This is a genomic window from Marinomonas sp. S3726, assembly GCF_000967665.1.
Taxonomy (GTDB): domain Bacteria; phylum Pseudomonadota; class Gammaproteobacteria; order Pseudomonadales; family Marinomonadaceae; genus Marinomonas.
On sequence record NZ_JXYC01000027.1, the window covers coordinates 66,961 to 86,249 of the forward strand.

The 19,289-nt window shown below is 39.8% G+C and carries 21 protein-coding genes; 9 read left to right on the forward strand and 12 right to left on the reverse strand.

What is annotated here, in order from left to right; translation table 11 throughout:
* The first annotated feature begins 195 nt into the window (after window positions 1–195).
* Window positions 196–1,434 carry a GGDEF domain-containing protein gene (locus TW85_RS19500; protein WP_046018814.1) on the forward strand — a complete coding sequence of 413 codons (1,239 nt, stop codon included), beginning with the start codon at window positions 196–198 and terminating at the stop codon, window positions 1,432–1,434.
* Window positions 1,435–1,480: 46 nt separating this feature from the next.
* On the opposite strand, the gene dnaQ is transcribed toward TW85_RS19500, so the two are convergent.
* The 3 genes from dnaQ to TW85_RS19515 are packed head-to-tail and all read right to left on the reverse strand — an operon-like array spanning window position 1,481 to window position 3,365.
* Window positions 1,481–2,188, reverse strand: a complete 708-nt coding sequence (gene dnaQ, locus TW85_RS19505) for a DNA polymerase III subunit epsilon (protein WP_046018815.1) — start codon at window positions 2,186–2,188, stop codon at window positions 1,481–1,483.
* A 2-nt stretch (window positions 2,189–2,190) separates the two neighbouring features.
* Window positions 2,191–2,628, reverse strand: a complete 438-nt coding sequence (gene rnhA, locus TW85_RS19510; protein WP_046018816.1) for a ribonuclease HI — start codon at window positions 2,626–2,628, stop codon at window positions 2,191–2,193.
* Entirely contained in the window at window positions 2,625–3,365 is a 741-nt protein-coding gene (locus tag TW85_RS19515) for a methyltransferase domain-containing protein (RefSeq protein ID WP_046018817.1), read from the reverse strand. The genes rnhA and TW85_RS19515 overlap by 4 nt, the downstream gene beginning before the upstream one ends.
* A gap of 98 nt (window positions 3,366–3,463) precedes the next feature.
* On the opposite strand from TW85_RS19515, the gene gloB reads away from it, so the two are divergent.
* Both gloB and TW85_RS19525 read left to right on the forward strand, forming a co-directional pair.
* A complete protein-coding gene (gloB, locus tag TW85_RS19520; RefSeq protein WP_238326266.1) occupies window positions 3,464–4,237 on the forward strand; it encodes a hydroxyacylglutathione hydrolase in 774 nt (257 codons plus the stop codon).
* A gap of 59 nt (window positions 4,238–4,296) precedes the next feature.
* Entirely contained in the window at window positions 4,297–6,036 is a 1,740-nt protein-coding gene (locus tag TW85_RS19525; protein WP_046018818.1) for a LysM peptidoglycan-binding domain-containing protein, read from the forward strand.
* 97 nt (window positions 6,037–6,133) lie between these two features.
* Here the strand turns inward: TW85_RS19525 and TW85_RS19530 are convergent, their stop codons facing one another.
* Together TW85_RS19530 and gcvA are read right to left on the reverse strand one after the other, a co-directional pair.
* Window positions 6,134–6,421, reverse strand: coding sequence for a pyrimidine/purine nucleoside phosphorylase (locus TW85_RS19530; RefSeq protein WP_046018864.1), 288 nt, complete (start codon window positions 6,419–6,421; stop codon window positions 6,134–6,136).
* 132 nt (window positions 6,422–6,553) lie between these two features.
* Window positions 6,554–7,459, reverse strand: a complete 906-nt coding sequence (gcvA, locus tag TW85_RS19535) for a transcriptional regulator GcvA (RefSeq protein ID WP_046018819.1) — start codon at window positions 7,457–7,459, stop codon at window positions 6,554–6,556.
* Between the two features lie 304 nt (window positions 7,460–7,763).
* Here gcvA and TW85_RS19540 point away from each other — a divergent pair, with 304 nt between their 5' ends.
* A complete protein-coding gene (locus TW85_RS19540; RefSeq protein WP_046018820.1) occupies window positions 7,764–7,991 on the forward strand; it encodes a hypothetical protein in 228 nt (75 codons plus the stop codon).
* Between the two features lie 135 nt (window positions 7,992–8,126).
* Here the strand turns inward: TW85_RS19540 and TW85_RS19545 are convergent, their stop codons facing one another.
* Window positions 8,127–9,464: a DEAD/DEAH box helicase gene (locus TW85_RS19545; RefSeq protein ID WP_046018821.1), complete on the reverse strand. Its 1,338-nt coding sequence runs from the start codon at window positions 9,462–9,464 to the stop codon at window positions 8,127–8,129.
* Between the two features lie 67 nt (window positions 9,465–9,531).
* Window positions 9,532–10,077, reverse strand: a complete 546-nt coding sequence (locus TW85_RS19550) for a DUF1285 domain-containing protein (protein ID WP_046018822.1) — start codon at window positions 10,075–10,077, stop codon at window positions 9,532–9,534.
* Between the two features lie 195 nt (window positions 10,078–10,272).
* Here TW85_RS19550 and TW85_RS19555 point away from each other — a divergent pair, with 195 nt between their 5' ends.
* The 3 genes from TW85_RS19555 (at window position 10,273) to TW85_RS19565 (ending at window position 13,135) form a co-directional block, all read left to right on the forward strand.
* On the forward strand, window positions 10,273–11,232 hold the full coding sequence (locus TW85_RS19555) for a hypothetical protein (RefSeq protein WP_046018823.1): 960 nt from the start codon (window positions 10,273–10,275) through the stop codon (window positions 11,230–11,232).
* Window positions 11,233–11,504: 272 nt separating this feature from the next.
* On the forward strand, window positions 11,505–12,668 hold the full coding sequence (locus tag TW85_RS26605) for a methyl-accepting chemotaxis protein (RefSeq protein ID WP_046018824.1): 1,164 nt from the start codon (window positions 11,505–11,507) through the stop codon (window positions 12,666–12,668).
* Window positions 12,669–12,688: 20 nt separating this feature from the next.
* Complete coding sequence (locus TW85_RS19565; protein ID WP_046018825.1) at window positions 12,689–13,135, forward strand: Rrf2 family transcriptional regulator; 447 nt, start codon at window positions 12,689–12,691, stop codon at window positions 13,133–13,135.
* A 32-nt stretch (window positions 13,136–13,167) separates the two neighbouring features.
* Here TW85_RS19565 and TW85_RS19570 read toward each other — a convergent pair whose 3' ends face one another.
* Window positions 13,168–14,184 carry a glycosyltransferase family 9 protein gene (locus TW85_RS19570; RefSeq protein ID WP_046018826.1) on the reverse strand — a complete coding sequence of 339 codons (1,017 nt, stop codon included), beginning with the start codon at window positions 14,182–14,184 and terminating at the stop codon, window positions 13,168–13,170.
* Window positions 14,185–14,327: 143 nt separating this feature from the next.
* Between TW85_RS19570 and TW85_RS19575 the strand changes: the two genes are divergently transcribed.
* Together TW85_RS19575 and TW85_RS19580 are read left to right on the forward strand one after the other, a co-directional pair.
* Complete coding sequence (locus TW85_RS19575) at window positions 14,328–15,041, forward strand: 3-deoxy-D-manno-octulosonic acid kinase (protein ID WP_052702316.1); 714 nt, start codon at window positions 14,328–14,330, stop codon at window positions 15,039–15,041.
* Window positions 15,034–15,957 carry a lysophospholipid acyltransferase family protein gene (locus TW85_RS19580; RefSeq protein WP_046018827.1) on the forward strand — a complete coding sequence of 308 codons (924 nt, stop codon included), beginning with the start codon at window positions 15,034–15,036 and terminating at the stop codon, window positions 15,955–15,957. The genes TW85_RS19575 and TW85_RS19580 overlap by 8 nt, the downstream gene beginning before the upstream one ends.
* A gap of 89 nt (window positions 15,958–16,046) precedes the next feature.
* Here TW85_RS19580 and TW85_RS19585 read toward each other — a convergent pair whose 3' ends face one another.
* The 4 genes from TW85_RS19585 to TW85_RS19600 form a co-directional block, all read right to left on the reverse strand.
* Window positions 16,047–16,634: a hypothetical protein gene (locus TW85_RS19585; protein ID WP_046018828.1), complete on the reverse strand. Its 588-nt coding sequence runs from the start codon at window positions 16,632–16,634 to the stop codon at window positions 16,047–16,049.
* A 128-nt stretch (window positions 16,635–16,762) separates the two neighbouring features.
* Complete coding sequence (locus TW85_RS19590) at window positions 16,763–17,143, reverse strand: YacL family protein (protein ID WP_046018829.1); 381 nt, start codon at window positions 17,141–17,143, stop codon at window positions 16,763–16,765.
* A gap of 74 nt (window positions 17,144–17,217) precedes the next feature.
* A complete protein-coding gene (gene ylqF, locus TW85_RS19595; protein ID WP_046018830.1) occupies window positions 17,218–18,198 on the reverse strand; it encodes a ribosome biogenesis GTPase YlqF in 981 nt (326 codons plus the stop codon).
* A gap of 356 nt (window positions 18,199–18,554) precedes the next feature.
* The gene (locus tag TW85_RS19600) at window positions 18,555–19,163 is read right to left on the reverse strand and encodes an ACP phosphodiesterase (RefSeq protein ID WP_046018831.1); all 609 of its coding nucleotides are present in this window, start codon (window positions 19,161–19,163) and stop codon (window positions 18,555–18,557) included.
* Between the last annotated feature and the right edge of the window lie 126 nt (window positions 19,164–19,289).

A 19,289-nucleotide genomic window follows, 5' to 3' on the forward strand; every position in this document is an offset into this window, starting at 1 on the left:
TTCTCTATCCGCGCTTTATGGAGAAGTTTTGCTTTTTTATGAATGCCATATCATTTTAAATATTTTAGTTTAAACTTGGGCTGCAAAATATTGTTTATAAAGCATAACTGGCAGCGCTTTATTTAAATACGAGCTAGCATTTTTATGGCTCACTTTCCCATAACTAGCAGCCAAAATAAGCACCTTTAAAAAGACATGATCAACTATCGTAAAAGTAACAAGCTCATTTTTCTTTTGAGCTTTCTCATTGCCCTACTCATTGTTGTAAATGGTCTTTTTTCATTCTTCAAAATGCAGCAGATTAAAGATGAGTTTTACGATGTTGCTAACCGTGATTTACCTCTTATTTCTCAGCTACTACCTCTGATTGATCGTCAATTTGAGCAAACCTTATTGATCGAAAAGCTACATCAGCTAAGCCAAGATCACAGATTAATCGTATTAGACACTCTTGAAGGCAGTTTTATCAGGAGCGGTGAAAAGTTCGAACAAACCATTGATGAACTGATTGCCTTTATTCAGCCTATGTTAACGGACAGCCGCCAAATAATGCGTGATCAGATGTCACGTGTTATCACGACACTCAATAAAATCAGCTTGGAACATACACAATACCATTACCAAGTAATCGATATGATGGAGGCGCTTAAATCCAGCCAAGGAGAGTATCACCCTGCCTTAATTACCTTACTTAATAGTGAAGAAGTGGAACTAAGACGAGAGCTAATCGACTTAAGAGACGACCTACAAAGATTTACTCAAGAAGCAGCTGAAGAAGTTGAAGAACATGAAAACCAAGTCATCAGAAGTACGGTGACACTTAATATTTCTTCCTTCTTATTAGGTACATTACTGCTCTATATGATAGTTAAAATCATGGCTAGCCGAGATGCCGCCACACAAGAAATTAACTACTTCGCCCATTATGACCCGTTAACTAAATTGATTAACCGACGTTACTTTTTTGATCTATTTGATCAAGCATTGCTACAACACAAACAAGATAAGCTTGCTTTCAATTTATGTATGTGTGATCTAGACCATTTTAAAGGCATTAATGATTCACTGGGTCATCAGGCGGGCGATAAAGCGTTAACTGGCTTCGCTCAGATTTTAATGGACACATTAGGGGAGAAAGATATTATCGGCCGCTTTGGCGGTGATGAATTTGTGATCTGCTTTAACAATAAAAGCCAACAAGAATGTGAGTTTTTGCTAGAACAAGTTAAAACAAAGTTATCTCAAAACCGTTTCACCTTAAATGAGCAATCAAACTTTTCAATCACAGCGACCTTTGGAGTGGCGCATATTGAAGCAGATAAGGTTTCTCAATCTGACTGTAAACAATTATTTGAAGCCGCAGATAAAGCGCTTTATCAAGCAAAACAAAATGGTCGTAATCAAATTTGTGTGTTAAATGCGATTACCGAGTAATCACATTATTCACTAAAACAACTAAGCCATGTGACCTTATAAAAACCTAATTAAGGTCACGCCAGAGTACTTTACCCGCCTTTTTCTCGATTAGATCAAGCCTTTCATTATGAAGCTCTAATTCAGCATCATTTGCTTTTAGCACTTTTAACATAGGTCTATCTGGGCTTAATCGTTTAATCGTTAAGGCAGCTCCTCCCATCATGTCATCGTCGTCATCACCTAAACCTAAGCTGGTTTGCCCACCGGTCATTAATAGGTAAACATCAGCCAAGATCTCAGAGTCTAATAAGGCTCCGTGGAGTTCACGGTGAGAGTTATCAATACCATAACGTCGACATAAAGCATCAAGGTTATTCTTAGCCCCCGGATGCTTATTTCGAGCAAAAGCTAAAGTATCAAAAACAGAACAAATGTCTGCAACCTTAGGGAAGTTGCCTAGCTTTGCAAACTCATGATCGATAAAGCCTACGTCGAAGGGCGCGTTATGAATAACAAGCTCAGCCCCTTGAATATAATTTAAAAAGTCTTGTGCTATTTCATGGAATCTCGGTTTATCGGCGAGGAATTCATCACCAATTCCGTGAACTTGAAAAGCCTCTTCTTCAACTTGACGATCTGGATTGATATATACATGGAAGTGATTCTGGGTGAGCTTCCTGTCCACCATTTCTACACAACCAATTTCAATAATTCTATGGCCCTGCTTTGGGTCAATACCCGTTGTTTCCGTATCTAGAATTATCTGTCTCATAATTAATCTCTTATCTTCTCTATGCCTAGGTTAGCAAGTTCATCAGCAATTTCATTTCCCTTGATACCCGCATGCCCTTTCACCCATTTCCACTCTATATCATGCCTTTGACATTCATCATCCAGAGCTTGCCATAAGTCTTTATTCTTTACAGATTGCTTGGATGCTGTTTTCCAACCTTTCTTTTTCCAGCCTGCTAACCATTGTGTAATCCCCTTTTGTACATAAGAGGAGTCAGTATATAAAGTTACCTTACAGGCTTCAGTCAGCGCTTTGAGGCCTTCTATTGCTCCACTTAATTCCATGCGGTTATTGGTTGTGTCATTCTCACCACCACATAGGCGCTTTTCATGTTCACCAAAGGTAATCCAAGCCCCCCAACCACCAGGCCCTGGGTTTCCTTTACAAGCACCATCTGTATAAATTACTACGTGTTTCACTGTTTAATCTCTTTCACCGTTGGCTTTCTTAACGGAGTTACTCGAACAGAAGCTCTTCGCCAACGTGGTTTATGTGGAATAAGTCTATGGGTTTGTTTTGTGGCGGTAATAACATAAACACCGCCAAGCGCTAGCTTTGACATAGACATTAAAGAATCTAAAGGCTGCCAACGCGCTTGCCATGCCGCTGATTTAAAAGGAGGCGTATAACACAGGTAATCTGTACTCTCTAATGTTAAACCTGCTACTTTCAACCAGTCTTCCAAACGCTTCATAGCAATAAATTTGGCACACCAAGGAGCATAACCTCGGCTTGAAAAAAGCTGTTTTGCTCGCCAAAAGCTCCAAGGGTTAAAACCCACAATAATGAGTTTACCGCTTGGCAATAGGCTTCTAGCCGCTTCACGCAGATCTCCATGAGGGTCTTCAGACAGCTCTAGCGTATGATGCAAGATATGAACATCAATACCATCAGATTCGACTGGCAATTCGTGAGAGTTAGCTACGATCAAGTTATCCGGCGCACCCAATTCAAGACAGGGAGCTATCATCAGCTTGGTACGAAGAAGTGAATGGGAGATATCCAACTGTTTAAGCGGACTTTGCGTCAAAAGATAATAACCCACTGTTTCTTTTAGCAGGCGATCTAACAATTCTGTTTCTTGCTTTAATACATTTTGGCCGAGCTCAGACTGGTACCATTGCTGGAAAAATTGCCTAACTTGCTTGTCCGCCATACAATTTACTCTGCTGACCTGTATCATTACTCAGTTTGATAGGATAACTTAAACGAGTAATTTTCTCCCCATTTGACACCTGAAAAGTGAGATTTATTTTGATTCATCCCATTCCAGCCTTTAACGACAATTATATCTGGATTTTGACCGACAATGATAGCTCACAAGCTTGGGTTGTGGACCCGGGTGATGCCAAACCTGTGCTCGCTTATCTTGAAGCACATAAATTGACCTTGGCAGGCATTTTAATTACTCACCATCATCCTGACCATACTGGTGGCGTTGCAAAGCTTAAAAAGCTGTTTAATTGCCATGTCGCGGGCCCTGCGCACTTGGTGAAGCTTATTGATCAAGCTTTAGTCGATGGTGATACTATTTCAGTACTGGGTCGTGAATTTGAAGTCATAGCGACTCCTGGACATACACTCGATCATTTATGCTATTTCAGCTCAAGCCAAGAAGAGGACAAGATTCTCTTTAGTGGAGACACATTATTTCGTGGCGGTTGTGGTCGATTATTTGAAGGTAGCCCAAAGCAGATGCTGGATTCTTTGGAAAAGTTGGCTCAATTACCTCAAGACACCTTAATTTATTGCACTCATGAATATACTTTAGCAAATTATTCTTTCGCCCTTTCTCTCGACGAAAATAACGAAAATTTAATTAGATATGAGCAAGAATGCCAAGATTTACGAGCTCAAAACTTACCCACTCTCCCTTCAAAAATTTCTATAGAACAAGAGGTTAATCCCTTTCTTCGAGCTCACATTGATCAAGTTTCGAACAATGCAGCTAAGCAATTAGATCAAGAAGTAGGCAAGACAAAAGATGCAAGGTTTACACAAATACGTAAAGCAAAAGACAGCTTTTAGTTGACCTGAGTGGTTTGCACTATAAAATGTGTCGAAATTTGCCAACTAAAAATGACTAGATGACTAAACAAACTTTTATTGCAGCAACATTTTGCCTTGCGTTAACCGGTTGCCAATCGTTAACCAGTGAGCAAGATCAAGCAGGAACCCAAGCGATCGATGCGGAAAATACAGCCACGTCTAATCTAGACGCGAATGTAATTGACTCTTCTGATGAAAACAATCAAACAGAAGATGCACTGGTTTTCCCTCTAGATACTCGCGATGTTGCCATGTCGCCAGCAGTTATTGACGATATTCCACTTCCTGAGGAATTGGCCAATCTTGATACTGAAAAAGCTGAAGTAGAAGCCGAAGCGATTGTAGAAGAAGTCATTCCTGAACCTCTTCCACCGATAGATTTATGGCAACGTATGCAATCTGGTTTTGCGCTTGACCTAGAGCTGAACAAACCTAGAATTTCTAGCCAACTAAAGTGGTTTGTTTCACACCCAAGTTACCTTGACCGTGTTTCACGTCGTGGTTCTCGCTACCTATACTTTATTGTTGAAGAGCTAGAAAAAGCGAACCTTCCTCTAGAGATTGCGTTACTACCTATTGTGGAGAGTGGATTTGATCCATTTGGTTACAGCCATGGTCGCGCATCAGGCCCTTGGCAGTTTATTCCATCAACTGGTCGTAGTTATGGTTTAGCTCAAGATTGGTGGTATGACGGTCGTCGTGACATTGTCGGCTCTACCCGTGCCGCTATTGCTTACCTTACTCGCTTGAACAAGATGTTTAAAGGTGACTGGTTACACGCTCTTGCTGCTTATAACTCAGGTGAAGGTACAGTTTCTCGTGCGATTCGTCGTAATAAAAAAGCGGGTAAGCCAACTGACTTCTGGTCACTTAAGCTACCAAAAGAAACCCGAGCTTACGTACCTAAATTACTTGCTCTTGGTAAACTTTTCAAAAATCCTGAAAAATATAACTACCAGCTAAAAGACATGCCAAATGAGCCATATTTTGAAATAGTCAATATTGGTGGCCAAATCGACTTGGCACAAGCGGCGAATATGGCTGGCATCAGTATTGATGAAGTTTACCTTCTAAACCCTGGTTTCAACCAATGGGCAACTTCTCCAACAGGCCCTCACAGATTATTGATCCCAGTAGATAAGGCTAAGACATTCCGAAGCAAGCTGGTTTCTATCCCTGCTGATGAACGCGTTACCTGGGTTCGTTATACTGTTGAGTCTGGCGATAACTTGGCTTTAATCGCTAAACAACACAATACAACGGTAAACGTACTACAAGACGTGAATAAGATGTCTTCTACCCTTATTCGTGTTGGCCAGCAGTTAATGATACCTGTTGCAGGTAGCAAGATTGAAAGCTACACATTAAGCTCTCACCAAAGATTACTAGCGAAGCAAAATCGCTCACCAAGTCAAAACCGCATAAAAATTAACTATGTAGTTAAATCGGGTGACAGTTTTTGGAAAATCTCGCAAAAGTATAAAACCACTTCTAAGCAACTTGCACGCTGGAATAACATGGGCTTAAAAGACCCGTTATTTGCAGGCCAAAAACTGGTTGTTTGGTTAAAAGGTGAAAAGCGTGTCAACAGCACTGGTCGTAGTGTAACTAAGAAAATTATCTACACCATTAGACCAGGTGACTCACTCGCGAAAGTGGCTGGTAAGTTTAGAGTAAAACTGGCTGATATTAAGAAATGGAATCCAAAGGTAACTGGGCAGAAATATGTTCAACCTGGGGACAGATTAACCTTGTTAATCAATGTGGTCGCTGGCTAATTCATTAGTCAAGCTAACTTAATAGTTTAGCTGCTACAACCCAATAAAAATGCGCCCTAAGGCGCATTTTTTGTTTCTAATCTAAGCCAATAAATGCTTATTCATAGCGACAGTGGTAAGCAGTTTGTTCGCTCACTTTAACACCAAAACTTTGGTTTGCTTCTACAATGAAGGTTTCACCTTTTTTAAATTCAACCCAACCTTCAGCACCAGGCAATTTAACGGTTAGCAGACCAGATACAACTGTCATGTATTCTCTTTGTGACGTGCCAAACTCATATTCACCAACAGCCATAACACCGACTGTGGACACACCTTCTGCATTCTCTAGTGCAATGGATTTTACCTGATTGTCAAAATAGCTATTTACTGAAAGCTCAGACATTTTTTTCTCCCATGAATTGATAAATTTTCTGTCATCAAGAATACGGTTTTTAGACTTTAAGGTCATGGTTTTTTAAACCAAATTCATCATCAAAATCAATAAGATATTCTACAGTTCTGACAATTTTCAAATCTAAAACTCACTGTCACTTTCGTCCGTCATTTGTTCAATGACCCAAGACCTAAAAGCCTCCATAGGTTGGGCCATTTTACGATCTTTCTGATTGACGATATAAAAAGCACTTTGTGTTTTAAGATGTTGATCAAACAATACCTGCAAAGTGCCCTCATGAATCTCTGGAGCGACCAAACTTGGATCAGCTAAGGCTATACCTAACCCCTGAGCCGCCGCTGCTGCCGTTAAGGAACCATTCGAGAACATTACACCACGTCGGAATAACTTTGGTTGTAGGCCGTTCTGCTTAAGCCAGCTGTGCCATTCTTCTTTGCGTTTGGCCACATGCAGCAATGGATAGAAGCGCATATCATCTGGCGTACGGATTGGTTGATGAGGTTTGATTAGATTAGGGTTACAAACAGGTGCTAAGGCAGAGTTTCTTAAAAATTGCTTTTCAACATCAGGCCAATCACCATCACCAAAATAGATAGCCATATCAATATCACCCGCCGAGAAATCAACAAGGCCGGAAGAAGCGTTTAATTCAAGTTGTACATCAGGATATTGATCTTGAAAACTCTCCATTCTTGGCATGAGCCAACGAGAGAGGAAGGCTGGAGCAACACTTAAACGTAAAATCCCCCCTAAAGACTGCTTATTAATCAAGTCAGTCGTGGCTTCATCAAGCTGCCGAAATATTGAGGCTATCGGCTCTAGGTAATCAGCTCCTGCTTCAGTCAAGAGTACTTTTCGTTTTGTCCTTAAAAATAACTCTATCCCTAAAAACTCTTCAAGCGCTTTGATTTGATGACTCACAGCAGAAGGCGTAACAGAAAGTTCATGGGAAGCCTTAATAAAACTACCGTGACGGGCAGCTGCTTCAAAGCAACGTAGCGTATTTAAAGGGGGTAAACGATTAATATCTCAAACTCCATAGTTATGAGGAATCTAGGGAACCTGCGATTAAGTTGCGCTCCTCGCCATAAATCTAGCGGTGTTTACCCACACGCTGAGGCGGGAGGACTTATTCGCAGGCTCCTTAGTTTAAATGCCGTTTTATACTTTAGTTATAGGTCATTTTTAACACACTTTTCACTAAAAAAAACGCCCTATCTACAAATAGGTGAAATTAATTCATCAATGACGTGAAAAAGGATACTTTGTTAATTTCGACTAAAATTTTTACTATATGCATGTCAACAAAACATACTACTTGGAGCACACAATGGACAAAGCAACATACGATAGTTTAGCCCCTTTCAGCCTAAACCAAACAACTGAAACTTACGCTAAATTAGATAACAACATAGATTTTATCTACTACGAAAACCGTGCAAGACAAATGCGTGCAATGGCAGTTAAAGCCACTTTTAAAGCCGCAGCAACTGCAATTAAAAGTCTTTTCACCAAAGCACTACCAGCACTATCCCTAAGCAAGACCCAAACTGCTTAGGGGCAGTCGCGACCTAAGCAAGTTATAGCTTCTTACTTTAATACTCTATTTTCCTACCTTAATAAACTCTCTGCTTTTACTACTTCTTTTTAATAGACATCCTGTCTGTACTTATCCTTTTAGCTGTCTTTTCTATTATTCCTTATCGTCTAAGGCAATACCTTTACTTTTCTTAGGTACTTTGAAAGGTTCAAAACCATCTTGGCTATTAGTATGAAGTTTTGTCTTACTCGGACCTCGACGTTTTACTGGCGCTTTCGTTTCTGCTTTCACTTTCTTCTCTTGAGGTTTTTTCGACTTTTTAAAGACCTTCTTAGGTGCTAAGCCTTTAAAGCTTGCTTCTAAACCTTCTATGGTATTGAAGCTAAAAGTGCGAGATAGGAAAGCTTCTAACGCTTTAAAATTATGCCAATCTTTTGGCCCTACCAATGAATAGGCGTCGCCTTGAAAGCCAGCACGACCTGTTCGGCCTGTTCTATGAACATACTCTTCGCTGTGTTTGGGTATATCAAAGTTAATCACATGAGAAACATTGGCAATATCCAAACCACGTGATGCTAAATCTGTACTCACCAATATTTGAAAGTGACCACGAGCAAAGCTGTCCATAACCTTATTACGAGCAGATTGCGTTAGATCACCATTTAACGCTTGAGTAGTAAAACCATTTTCTTCTAATAGACTCGCCAAGCGAACTGTGTCTAACTTAGTCGCCGTAAAAACAATGGCTTGTTTAATAGTTTCCTTTTCTAAAGTGTGAGTCAAAATCGCTTCTTTATGATCTAGGTGATCACAAAGATAAAACTTCTGTTTGATGTCACTATGGACATCTGTTCCTGCACCTACTGCTACTCGCGAAGGCTCATTCAACAGCCTTTGAGCAATTTCGTTGACTTCTGTATTGTCTAAGGTTGCAGAGAAAAATAATGTTTGGCGCAAACGATGGCTAGCAGCATCATCAATTTGTTTAAGTTGATCTGCAAAACCTAAATCCAACATACGATCTGCTTCATCAAGAATAAGTAACTCAAGCCCATCTAAGAACATATTTCTTTGATTTAGGTGATCTACTAAACGACCAGGTGTGGCTACAATAAATTGAGGATCTTTCTGTAGATCTTTAATTTGATCGTTAAAGTTTTCACCCCCAAGAATAAGGGCAGTCTTCAACTTACTGCTGGCCACTAATAGCCTTAATTGAGAAAATACCTGCTTTGCCAATTCGCGGGTTGGCACGAGAATCAGTACACGAGCATCTTTGTTAGACAAGGCTCTAACACGATAAACACGGTGTAACGCAGGTATTAGGTACGCCAGTGTTTTTCCTGAACCTGTTTTTGAAGATGCCAGTAAATCACGCCCAGCCATGGCTTCGGGAATCGCTTGGGCTTGGATTTGTGTCGCTGAGTCAAAGCCCCAGTGGCGAAGTGATTGTAGAATACGGGCATCAAAACCAAAATCAGAAAATTGCAAAGACAGAACCTCAATAAAAACCTAAATATGAATTGAGGCATTATATCCTAAGCCATTGTCAAAAGCCCTAATCCTCTAGCTTTCCTAAACTAAAATATTGCTCTTTGCTTTTCACACAAAGATGTAGCTCACCATCAATTTCAACTTCTTCTCCCAGCTCAACCAAATCATAAAAAATATTTCTATGAACCAAAGCTTTCATACCATAGCGTACAGAAATATAAGGGTGAGCTTCTCCCTGATAATCATCCATCCATAAGCTGATATCGTCTTCTCCAAGTACTAGGAGGTCTCCCACTGAGGTAATAAACTCTAATGACTCACCTTCATCACGTTTAACTACTTTCATATGAGTAATAAGAAATGGGGCATCTTCAACCTGAATTCTCACTTTCTCAACAGGTGTGACGAGAAAGTGCTCACCCTCTTCTTGCCACAAAATACGGCTAAACATTTTTACCATAGCAGGGCGTTTTATTGGACTACCTTCATGCCACCATTGTCCATTAGCCTTGATCAACATATCCATATCACCACATGCATCTGGCTTCCAAAGGTGCACAGGTGGCAAATTATCATTGCCATATTCGGCTAATTGCGAAACATCTAACATGCTCTACTCTTTTATAATTAATTAAATTACTCAGGCTAAATCAGAAAGGATTAGTCTCATTCACCTCAACTTCAATATTATTCAAACAGAATGGGATGATCTTGAATTCAATTCACTGATAAAATGGCCTTATTAAATAGTTTATCACCCTGTTTAGAAAAATTAACAACTAGATAGGGTCAAAAGGTGAGTTGAATGAATTCCAAGTTAAGCAGTAAATTTCAAGACCCTAATCGTGGCGTGTATTTAATCGGCACAACTCCGCCAAGATCTTCTGTCGAAGAAGACAAATTAGCTGAAATTTCTGCCAAGTTGCTACAGCGTATTAGCGAAGTCGAAGTTGATGGTTTAATTGTGTACGATATTCAAGATGAGAGTAGCAGAACAGACAAGCCGCGCCCTTTCCCTTTTATGTCAACTCAAGACCCAAGAGCTTGGTCTAAGCGCCTACGTGAAGGTTCAGACTTACCTGTTATCACTTATAAAAGCGTTTCAGCACGATCAGAACAAGAGTTTAACCAATGGTTAGACGACTCTTGGACTCAATACGGTATTAAAGACATCGTACTTGTTGGCTCACCTTCTTCGGATGGTGATATTAAACTTCCCCTAAGTCAGGCATACAAAACATTAGAAAAACATAATCATCCTTATCATCTTGGTGGTGTAACGATAGCAGAACGTCACGCTGTTAAAGGTGATGAGCATTTACGTATTTTCAATAAATCGGCTTCTGGCTGTGACTTTTTTATCTCTCAAGCGGTTTATAATGCACAGGCAACCATTGACCTAATCAGCCGTTATGCACGCACTTGTAAAGAAAGAGGTATTAAGCCTAAGCGTTTAATTTTAACTTTCACTCCATGTGGTAGTGCTAAAACCTTAGACTTTATGGAATGGTTAGGCATCTCTGTTCCAGAGGCAACCAAACATCGTATTTTGGATGCTAAAGACCCTCTTGCTGAGTCAGTTAAAGTGTGCAGAAATGCTCTTGAACAAATTATTGAAACTGCCTTGCCTTTAGGCATACCGCTTGGTTTAAACATAGAAAGTTTAACCAACCGTAAAGATGAAATTGATGCATCTATTCGCCTTTATAAATTACTCAAAGCAACACTAGACTTAAAGCTAGCAGAAAGATCATTAGAGGCTTAATCCTTTAAAAGATTATAGAGATTAATTACTTAATTCCTTTGTCTGCCTAAGGGCGGCTGCAGGTTATGCAGCCGCCCTTTTTCTTTCTTGCTCACCTCTCACCCCCTTCTAAAAATTCAACGACATAACCCTTTAACTCAACCAGTAAGAAAGGTTATTTCTTATATTTTTAAACTTACATTTGAAATGCATGTTATATATTCTTGCATCATTCAATGCCTGTTCAAACTTTAATCAGGCAAGCAAGCAAAGACTTAAAGTAGGATATTTTTATGCAATCACTCTTTTTTAGAATGCGTTTTATTCATTGGTTAGGTGCCATTGGTTTATTTATTAATGCTTTCTTCTTCACCCAAGAAACCTACTCGCAAGTACTACAATACGTCGTTGTGGTACTTTTGGTAATTCATGATATCGATGAGAAGTATTGGGGAGTAGATGCACTACATGGCATAACTCAATACATGAAAGCATTCGAGAAAAAAGATTTATCCCAAGCTTGTAGTGTTAATAGCCAATACAACAGTGAGATGGGAAAAATACTAAAAGTGATTGATTCATTTAGGCTGAATGTTAGAGACACCCTAACCGATATTCAAAAGCAGGCTCATACCTGTGATGATGTGGCGGATGAACTCGCCAACCGAAATCAAGACCTAGTCAATCGTATCCAAAGCCAAGACGAAAGTGTACAAACTCTCGCTGATAAATGTGAATTACTAGACCAACAATCTCTTTTGTTACAACACAGGGCGGAGCAGACTGAGCGAGAAGTACAAAACACTCAAAGAGGTTTAGAAGAGTCCACCAGCTCAATGTCTGAAATGGCTAACATAATTGATAATTACATTGAGAGCAGCAACCAATTAAGTAATAAATTTGAGTCCCTCTCTGAGCAAGCAAAATCCATAGGCAGTGTTGTTTCCGTAATAGATACTCTGGCCGACCAAACCAATTTATTGGCTTTGAATGCTGCAATTGAAGCCGCGAGAGCAGGCGAACATGGTCGTGGTTTTGCCGTGGTGGCAGATGAAGTTAGACAGCTTGCTCTCTCTACTCAAGACAGTCTGAATCAAATTAACTTAATTGTTCAAGCTATCAGTACAGCGGTGAAAGAGGCAGGGGAACAAATACAAAGACAGTCTTCAAACTTAACTGATTTGTCTCAAACCTCTATGAGTAGCCGAGAACAAATCGCTATTGCAAGCAAGCACTTAAATGGTATTTTAGCTATCATTGGTCAGCAAAACCAGCATAACGACGTTGACCTAATGCAAGTTCATAAGATGGTAACTGAGGTTTCTCAACATATTAACTTGCTTCAGAACCTATCTCATTCAAACAGCAAAGACTGTGAGCAGCTCCAATACCAAGGACATAGGCTTAATGAGATCAGTGCTGGGTTAGTCAGTAAGCTGAGTTCATTCACACTTTAACTAAGAGCTAATTCAATTAAATGAGACTAACTGCCTTCACAGATTTTGGTTTGAGAACTCTTATGTATCTCACCAGCATTCCAGCTGAGCAATTAAGCAGTGTGCCTGAGGTAGCCAAAGTTTATGATGCCTCTCAAAACCATTTTGTAAAGGTGATAGGCCAGCTAACTAAGCTAGGTTATGTACAATCCATCAGAGGTAAAAATGGTGGCATTCGATTAGCCAAAAAGGCAGAAGACATTAATATTGGCAAAGTAATTAGAGAGCTAGAGAATCACCTTGATGCGGTTAATTGCTCTAAACCAGCCTGCCAAATAGCCAGCTGTTGTGAGCTAAAACAAGCTCTGGCCTTAGCTATGGAAGCATTTCTCACCAAGATGGAAGAATATTCTCTAGCGGATATTGTTCAGAATAAGCCTGAGCTCATCCCCCTATGGCAGGCTGAACAAGATGAAGGCCTTAATTAGCCTTCTATCCTAGTTAATTAGCACGTTAGTCTTTAATTTAAATCTTCAAGTGCATTGTTTACTTTTTCAAGTACAGCCTCATAAGAGATATAAGACATAGCTTCTGGATCATGAACAGTAGAGGCCCAAGGAATGTCTGATATAGGTTTACCATACTCTTTCTCAGCTAGCATTTGATACACACTCACCACAGATGCTTGCCCATAATAAGGGCCAGTTCTTTCAGGGTTAGACAAGGCATACAAACCCACCATAGGCGTATTCACAACTGTAGCAATATGCGCAGGCCCAGTATCTGGACTAATAATAAGCTTGGCATCTCGAATCACAGCCGTTAACTCTTTAATACTTGTTTTACCAACTAGATTATCCAGCTCATAACCTTGAGCAATAGCATTCACAAATTCAATTTCCGTTTTGGTCGGTCCACCCGTTAAAACAACCTTCTCCCCTTTTGAGATAAGGTGTTCAATCAGTTTACGATAACCTTCTAACGTCCAGTTCTTAGTCACCTTAGAACCACAAGGGTTAATAATGATGTAATCATTCGGTAACTCAGTTTGGCGCTTTGGCACCTCTAATTGCCAACTGGGCTTTGCATGGGGAACATCGATTGCCTCTGCCATGCTCATCAAGGTATCCAGTACATGTCTGCCTCTTGGTTCAGGCGCTAAGGTATTCACAAACCAATGCTGTTTTTCACGGGAATGACTTTTAGCAAATCCAATGCGTGTTTTAGCTTTAAGCATGCGAGTCAACAAACTGGCCCTAGAGGACCACTGCATGTGTAACAAAACATCAAAAGATTCATTAATAAACTGCTTTCGAATAGCCAACATGCCTTTTAAACCAGACGATTTCTGATAAGTCACTATTTTGATATCAGGCATCATACTAACTAAGTCGGCTTCTAGCTTACCTGTTATCCAAGTAATCTCAGCATTTGGGTAGCGTTTTCGAATCGCAGTGACAACTGACATAGCATGACAGACATCACCTAATGCTGATAAACGCACTATGGCTATCTTGGCATTTTCAGATAATTTCATTTATTTTCGCTTCCCCATCCAAATTTTATCTAGCATTTAACTAAAAAACTTATTGTTTAACAAAGTCTTGCTGCGTTAAAAAGTGGCTTATTATAGAATAGCTATCGACAAAAGTGTGACTTCATCGAAACAGAGTAGAAAAGATGCCAATAGAGCAAACCAAACCGGGGCCCGATCGTTTATTTATCAGCAACCCTGATTTAGCCGTTAATGATGACTGGTTTTCAGTGGATTATTGGCAGTCTCAAGATGCAGTTAAAGGCACGGCGTCAGGCAGAGGAACCGTTTGGTTTTTAAATACGGCAAAAGGAAACTTTGTTCTAAGGCGCTATCGTCGCGGTGGCTTAATTGCAAAATTAACTCAGTTTAAGTTTTTCTTTAGCGGCTTCAAAAAAACTCGCCCTTATCAAGAGTTGGCCCTTTTAGAGTTTATGCTGGAATCTAACCTACCTGTCCCTGAGCCGATTGCAGGCCGTTGTCAGCGCTCTGGTCTACACTATCAAGCAGAAATCATTACCAAACTTATCCCAGACGCAGACGAACTCTTTTCATGCTTGATGGATAAGGAACAAGCTGCGGCCCTAGACTGGCCATTAATTGGCAAAACGATTAAACGCTTTCATGAAAAAGGCATAGACCATACTGATCTAAACTGTCACAACATTATGCTAGATAAAAGCGGTAAAGTTTGGCTTATCGACTTTGATAAATGCCAACAGCGAAGTGTCAACTCACAGTGGCAAGAAGCCAATTTACAAAGACTAAAGCGTTCGTTTGAAAAGGAAGCAGGAAAACATGCTAAGTTTCTTTTCGAACCGACACACTGGCAATTATTATTAGAAGGCTATCATGGCTAAAAAGAACTCAAAAAAGTCAGTTCCATTCACTCAATTACTTTCACCTAAACATTGGCCTACATGGATTTTCATGGGCTTAGCTTGGCTTCTTGGCCACCTTCCTTTTGGTGCCCAGAAAAAGTTAGGTCATTTACTCGGAAAATTCTTATTCTTGGTTGCTAAGCGACGTCGCCATATTTGCATGACGAATCTAACCATTTGTTATCCTGAAATGCCTCAAGATGAAAAGCTTGCCTTAAGCAAACAGCACTTTCAGAGTATGGGCTTTGGTTTTCTTGAAACCTTTAGTAGCTGGTTCCATAAAACAGATGAACTGAAAGTTGAAGCTGAATTTGAAGGACAAGAGGTTTTAGATGCTGCCCTATCAGAAGGTAAGGGTTGTGTCTTTATTAGCGGACATTTCTCTTCACTGGATATTTGCGGAAACTTGATGTCTCGCTATGCTGTCGTCCACCCTATCTATAAGCAACAAAACAATGCTGTTTTTAACTTTATCATGGAAAGACAAAGATCACGCATTTTCGAGAAAACAATAGAACGTAGCAATATGCGAGAAGTACTTAGATCCTTAAAAGCCAATAAAATCATCTGGTATGCAGTTGATCAGGACTATGGACGTAAACATTCAGTCTTCGCTCCATTCTTTAACAGAGAAAGCGCGACTATCGCTCACATTGGACGCATTTGTAGCATGACCAAAGCACCGGTTCTTTTATACGATTATGGAAGAACAGAAACAGGCTATAAAATGAGAGTAGAAAGAATCGATACTTTGCCAACGGGTGATGATGTTGATAATGCTCGTATTATGAATCAACAAATGGAAGCTGTGATTGCACCTAAAAAAGAACAATATTATTGGACTCATAGACGCTTTAAAACTCAAAAAGATCCTGAGGCTAAATCACCTTATTAGATTTCTCTAAAAAACAATTTGGTAAGAATGCTAGACATAAAAAAAGCCCATATGGGCTTTTTTTATGTCTAGGCAAAAATAGAACTAATTTATAGTTCGCTTTCTTCTAGACTGGTGTTAAGTTCGTATGAGTCTTCACCAAGATCATCATTAACCAAAAGTAGTGCTTCTTCGTATGCGCCACCAAACTCAATACGAGTAATATCATACAAATCGTATTCATACGTTTCATCGAACCAGCGAGCATCAGAACCAATCTCTTCTAATTCAAAACTCACTTCGTCAGCTTTGACAACGCGACCAATCTCACAACTGTCACTTTCAAGCTCTTCACGATGTAATGTCACTAGACCAAAGTCTTCACTGATATCAAGTAATATCTGGCTAAGGTCACCTAGCTCAATTTCAGGGTTTTGTGCTTCTTCTTCACGAAGCTCTAACACCTTTTTCTGGAAATCATTAAAAGGCGCTGGATGCACAAAGTCGCTAATATCTTCTAAAAATAAAATTTGATAACCATTTAAACGGATGCTGTCATCTACCAGTTGTAGAAGCACCATTTCTTCATTGGCATCAATAATGAATCCATCACTCCAGTTATCCGGACCATCAAGTTCTTCTCGAAAAATCCGTACTAGGTTATTTCGAGTTTGTGCCTTTTCTAGTTCGATAAGCATGTTGAATCCCTAAAACGTAAAATAGAAAGATGTGGCTAAGATTCAAATCTTAACCACTTAGTCTAAGTGTAAACTTAGCTAGGATCATGAACAATATTAATTACATACAATTTGCATGACAAAAATATTTAATACAGTAAGTTATGCCAATCTTCTAACAAACCCACCATATCTTCCAAACCACATTCAGACTTAATACCTTCATCTGAAGCTTGATAAAAATCACTCTGAGTATCAAACATGGCACTAATCTCTTCGCCAACATCACTCATATCAACTTGGCGATTTACGCTCACACCTTCTGCACCTATGCTGACAATATAGACACCTTGCTGGGTAATCTGTGTTTCTGTATCTGCGTCAACCAAGTGGATACTTTGCAATACTTTTTGGATATCTTCTCTTTCTTTTAACTCTTCACTTACCCAATCTGCTATCGCTGAAAACTCATATTCAGTCGCTATACGGTAGGTTTGCTCTGTATCATCAAATGCTATTTCATAGTCCATAACCTAACCTCTTACACCTTGCTTTACGCTTATTCTATTCAACTTCATTGCTATTTTTAATTCACTAAAAAGGATTATTTTTTCAAACTTTCCGGAGGAATATCCTGTGTTCTTTCTGTACGGTTTTGGCTTTGTTGCCTTTGCGGAACTGCAGCTGCCAACCTAGCTTGACGCTTGGCTTCTTTCTCCGCTTTAACTATCTCAACCTGACGCTCTTCTTCTAAGATCATCTCTGGTGTTTCCATCACGTAGGTTCCTATGGCACCACTGCGTACATCATGCAAAAAGACTTCAGCAGCTTTATGCATATCAATCACACCGCCCGCTCTTAATGCACCACGTTTCGAACCTATAATACCAAGCACCTCATCCGCCGTACCTAGCCCAGTTTTAAACTTATATCGACTAATAATATAATCAGGGTAATGCTCAATAAAAAATTCAAGCCCTACCAAGGCAACATCTTGATAATCAATAGCCGTATCACGAACTGCACCTGTGACAGCCAAACGATAGCTGGCTTTAGGATTTTCAATCTTTGGCCATAAAATACCAGGCGTATCTAGCAAGACAAAACCTGGAGTAACTTTTAACTTTTGCTGAGATTTAGTAACAGCAGGCTCATCCCCAACCTTAGCGACACGCCTACCTAGTAAAGCGTTCATCAGACTAGACTTACCCACATTAGGAATACCTGCAATCATGGCGCGAATCGGCTTTTCTGCTGTGCCCCTGTGAGGCACAAGCTTAGCTACCCAGTTTTTAACATTCGCAAGATCTTGCTTATCTAAGGTTGAAAAAGGTTTTGCTGTGATTGATTCTTGCTCTTGCCAATGATCCAGCCAAGTGCTGATACGATCTTTATCTGCTAAGTCTTTTTTATTCAAAAGACGCAATACTGGCACATCACCTCTGAGCTGGCTTAACATAGGATTCTGGCTTGAATCTGGAATTCTTGCATCGAGCACTTCGATAACAATATCCACCTGCGTCATGACATCTTCAATTTCACGACGGGCTTTATTCATATGCCCTGGGAACCACTGGACGCTCACTAAACTCACCTTTTATCTTCTAAACATATAAGGCGCAGGATTCTAACACACTAACCGCTCGAAGTAAGCCGCTAACACTTGTCATTAGGCCTTCTAGGTAATTTCATTCAGCAGCAAAACCACATGATACTCATCAATAAATACGGCTCAAATTGGCTTAAAACGACATTAAGATAAAGACTATCGACTCAAAGTCATTAGCTATGATGTAAATCAAAGCAGTAATTTAACCTAAGTTTATACTCGCTTTACTCAGATCAGCAGGTGCATCCCTGAACAAGAGGCCTTGTTGGTCTGAGCGTTCTCTCGATCAGACATAATGTCAAAGGTATGTCTTTCTAGCTAATCAGTAAGGGTTACTGGTTAGCTTTTTTTATGCCATTAGTTCGGGCAACTTCCTTTTTAACATCAGATATCACCTTTGGATAAATGCCATCAAATAAGGTTTCACTCTGCTCTAGAAGATAAGGAAGCGCCTGATAAAAAGGTAATAAATGCTCGCCATAACGCCAAGGGCGGATAATGGACATCAAGGCTCTTTCAATACCTTTTAAAGTCCCTAAACTCTGCAACCAACGATTCTCATTAAGTGATAAAACAAGTCTTTGGAACTCAGGCTTAGCCTGATCTTTATGCACTAATAGGTCAGGAATAAACTCATCATAAAACTGATGCAATGGGGCATCATTATATTCTGCCCATTTATTCACCAACCAATAGTCCATTAATAAATCTTGCACTATGCCAGCAAAACGTCTTCTGCCGATCTTTTGTTCTGCCCTAAATTCAATACTTAAAGGGTGGCTATCAAATGTCTTATCAACAAACTGGTGAAGTTTAATGCCATCTTGAACTGCTTCAGGTAAAAGCTGAATTTGGTTAGCATGACAGAAGTCTGCCATTAAACTGCCCGAATAGGAGGTGTTAGATAATTTTGCTAGATGTAGGTGTGCCAGATAGTTCATAAATAACCTATTTGTCGCAAAAAAACTGTAAATTTAAAGTGATTAATACGACATAAAAAAACGCGTATAACGGCCTGAGTGGCTCTCAAGAAAAAACATGATGTAAGACTTTATGCGCTTTTCTCG

Excerpts from the sequence above, each read along its gene's own strand:
- TW85_RS19565 (WP_046018825.1), top strand. The coding sequence starts at position 12,689 with ATGAGACTAACTGCCTTCACAGATTTTGGTTTGAGAACTCTTATGTAT.
- TW85_RS19585 (WP_046018828.1), bottom strand. The coding sequence starts at position 16,634 with ATGCTTATCGAACTAGAAAAGGCACAAACTCGAAATAACCTAGTACGG.
- TW85_RS19500 (WP_046018814.1), top strand. The coding sequence starts at position 196 with ATGATCAACTATCGTAAAAGTAACAAGCTCATTTTTCTTTTGAGCTTT.
- TW85_RS19580 (WP_046018827.1), top strand. The coding sequence starts at position 15,034 with ATGGCTAAAAAGAACTCAAAAAAGTCAGTTCCATTCACTCAATTACTT.
- TW85_RS19575 (WP_052702316.1), top strand. The coding sequence starts at position 14,328 with ATGCCAATAGAGCAAACCAAACCGGGGCCCGATCGTTTATTTATCAGC.
- TW85_RS19515 (WP_046018817.1), bottom strand. The coding sequence starts at position 3,365 with ATGGCGGACAAGCAAGTTAGGCAATTTTTCCAGCAATGGTACCAGTCT.
- dnaQ (WP_046018815.1), bottom strand. The coding sequence starts at position 2,188 with ATGAGACAGATAATTCTAGATACGGAAACAACGGGTATTGACCCAAAG.
- TW85_RS19525 (WP_046018818.1), top strand. The coding sequence starts at position 4,297 with ATGACTAAACAAACTTTTATTGCAGCAACATTTTGCCTTGCGTTAACC.
- TW85_RS19550 (WP_046018822.1), bottom strand. The coding sequence starts at position 10,077 with ATGTTAGATGTTTCGCAATTAGCCGAATATGGCAATGATAATTTGCCA.
- TW85_RS19530 (WP_046018864.1), bottom strand. The coding sequence starts at position 6,421 with ATGTCTGAGCTTTCAGTAAATAGCTATTTTGACAATCAGGTAAAATCC.
- TW85_RS19570 (WP_046018826.1), bottom strand. The coding sequence starts at position 14,184 with ATGAAATTATCTGAAAATGCCAAGATAGCCATAGTGCGTTTATCAGCA.
- TW85_RS19600 (WP_046018831.1), bottom strand. The coding sequence starts at position 19,163 with ATGAACTATCTGGCACACCTACATCTAGCAAAATTATCTAACACCTCC.
- TW85_RS19540 (WP_046018820.1), top strand. The coding sequence starts at position 7,764 with ATGGACAAAGCAACATACGATAGTTTAGCCCCTTTCAGCCTAAACCAA.
- TW85_RS26605 (WP_046018824.1), top strand. The coding sequence starts at position 11,505 with ATGCAATCACTCTTTTTTAGAATGCGTTTTATTCATTGGTTAGGTGCC.
- TW85_RS19590 (WP_046018829.1), bottom strand. The coding sequence starts at position 17,143 with ATGGACTATGAAATAGCATTTGATGATACAGAGCAAACCTACCGTATA.
- TW85_RS19555 (WP_046018823.1), top strand. The coding sequence starts at position 10,273 with ATGAATTCCAAGTTAAGCAGTAAATTTCAAGACCCTAATCGTGGCGTG.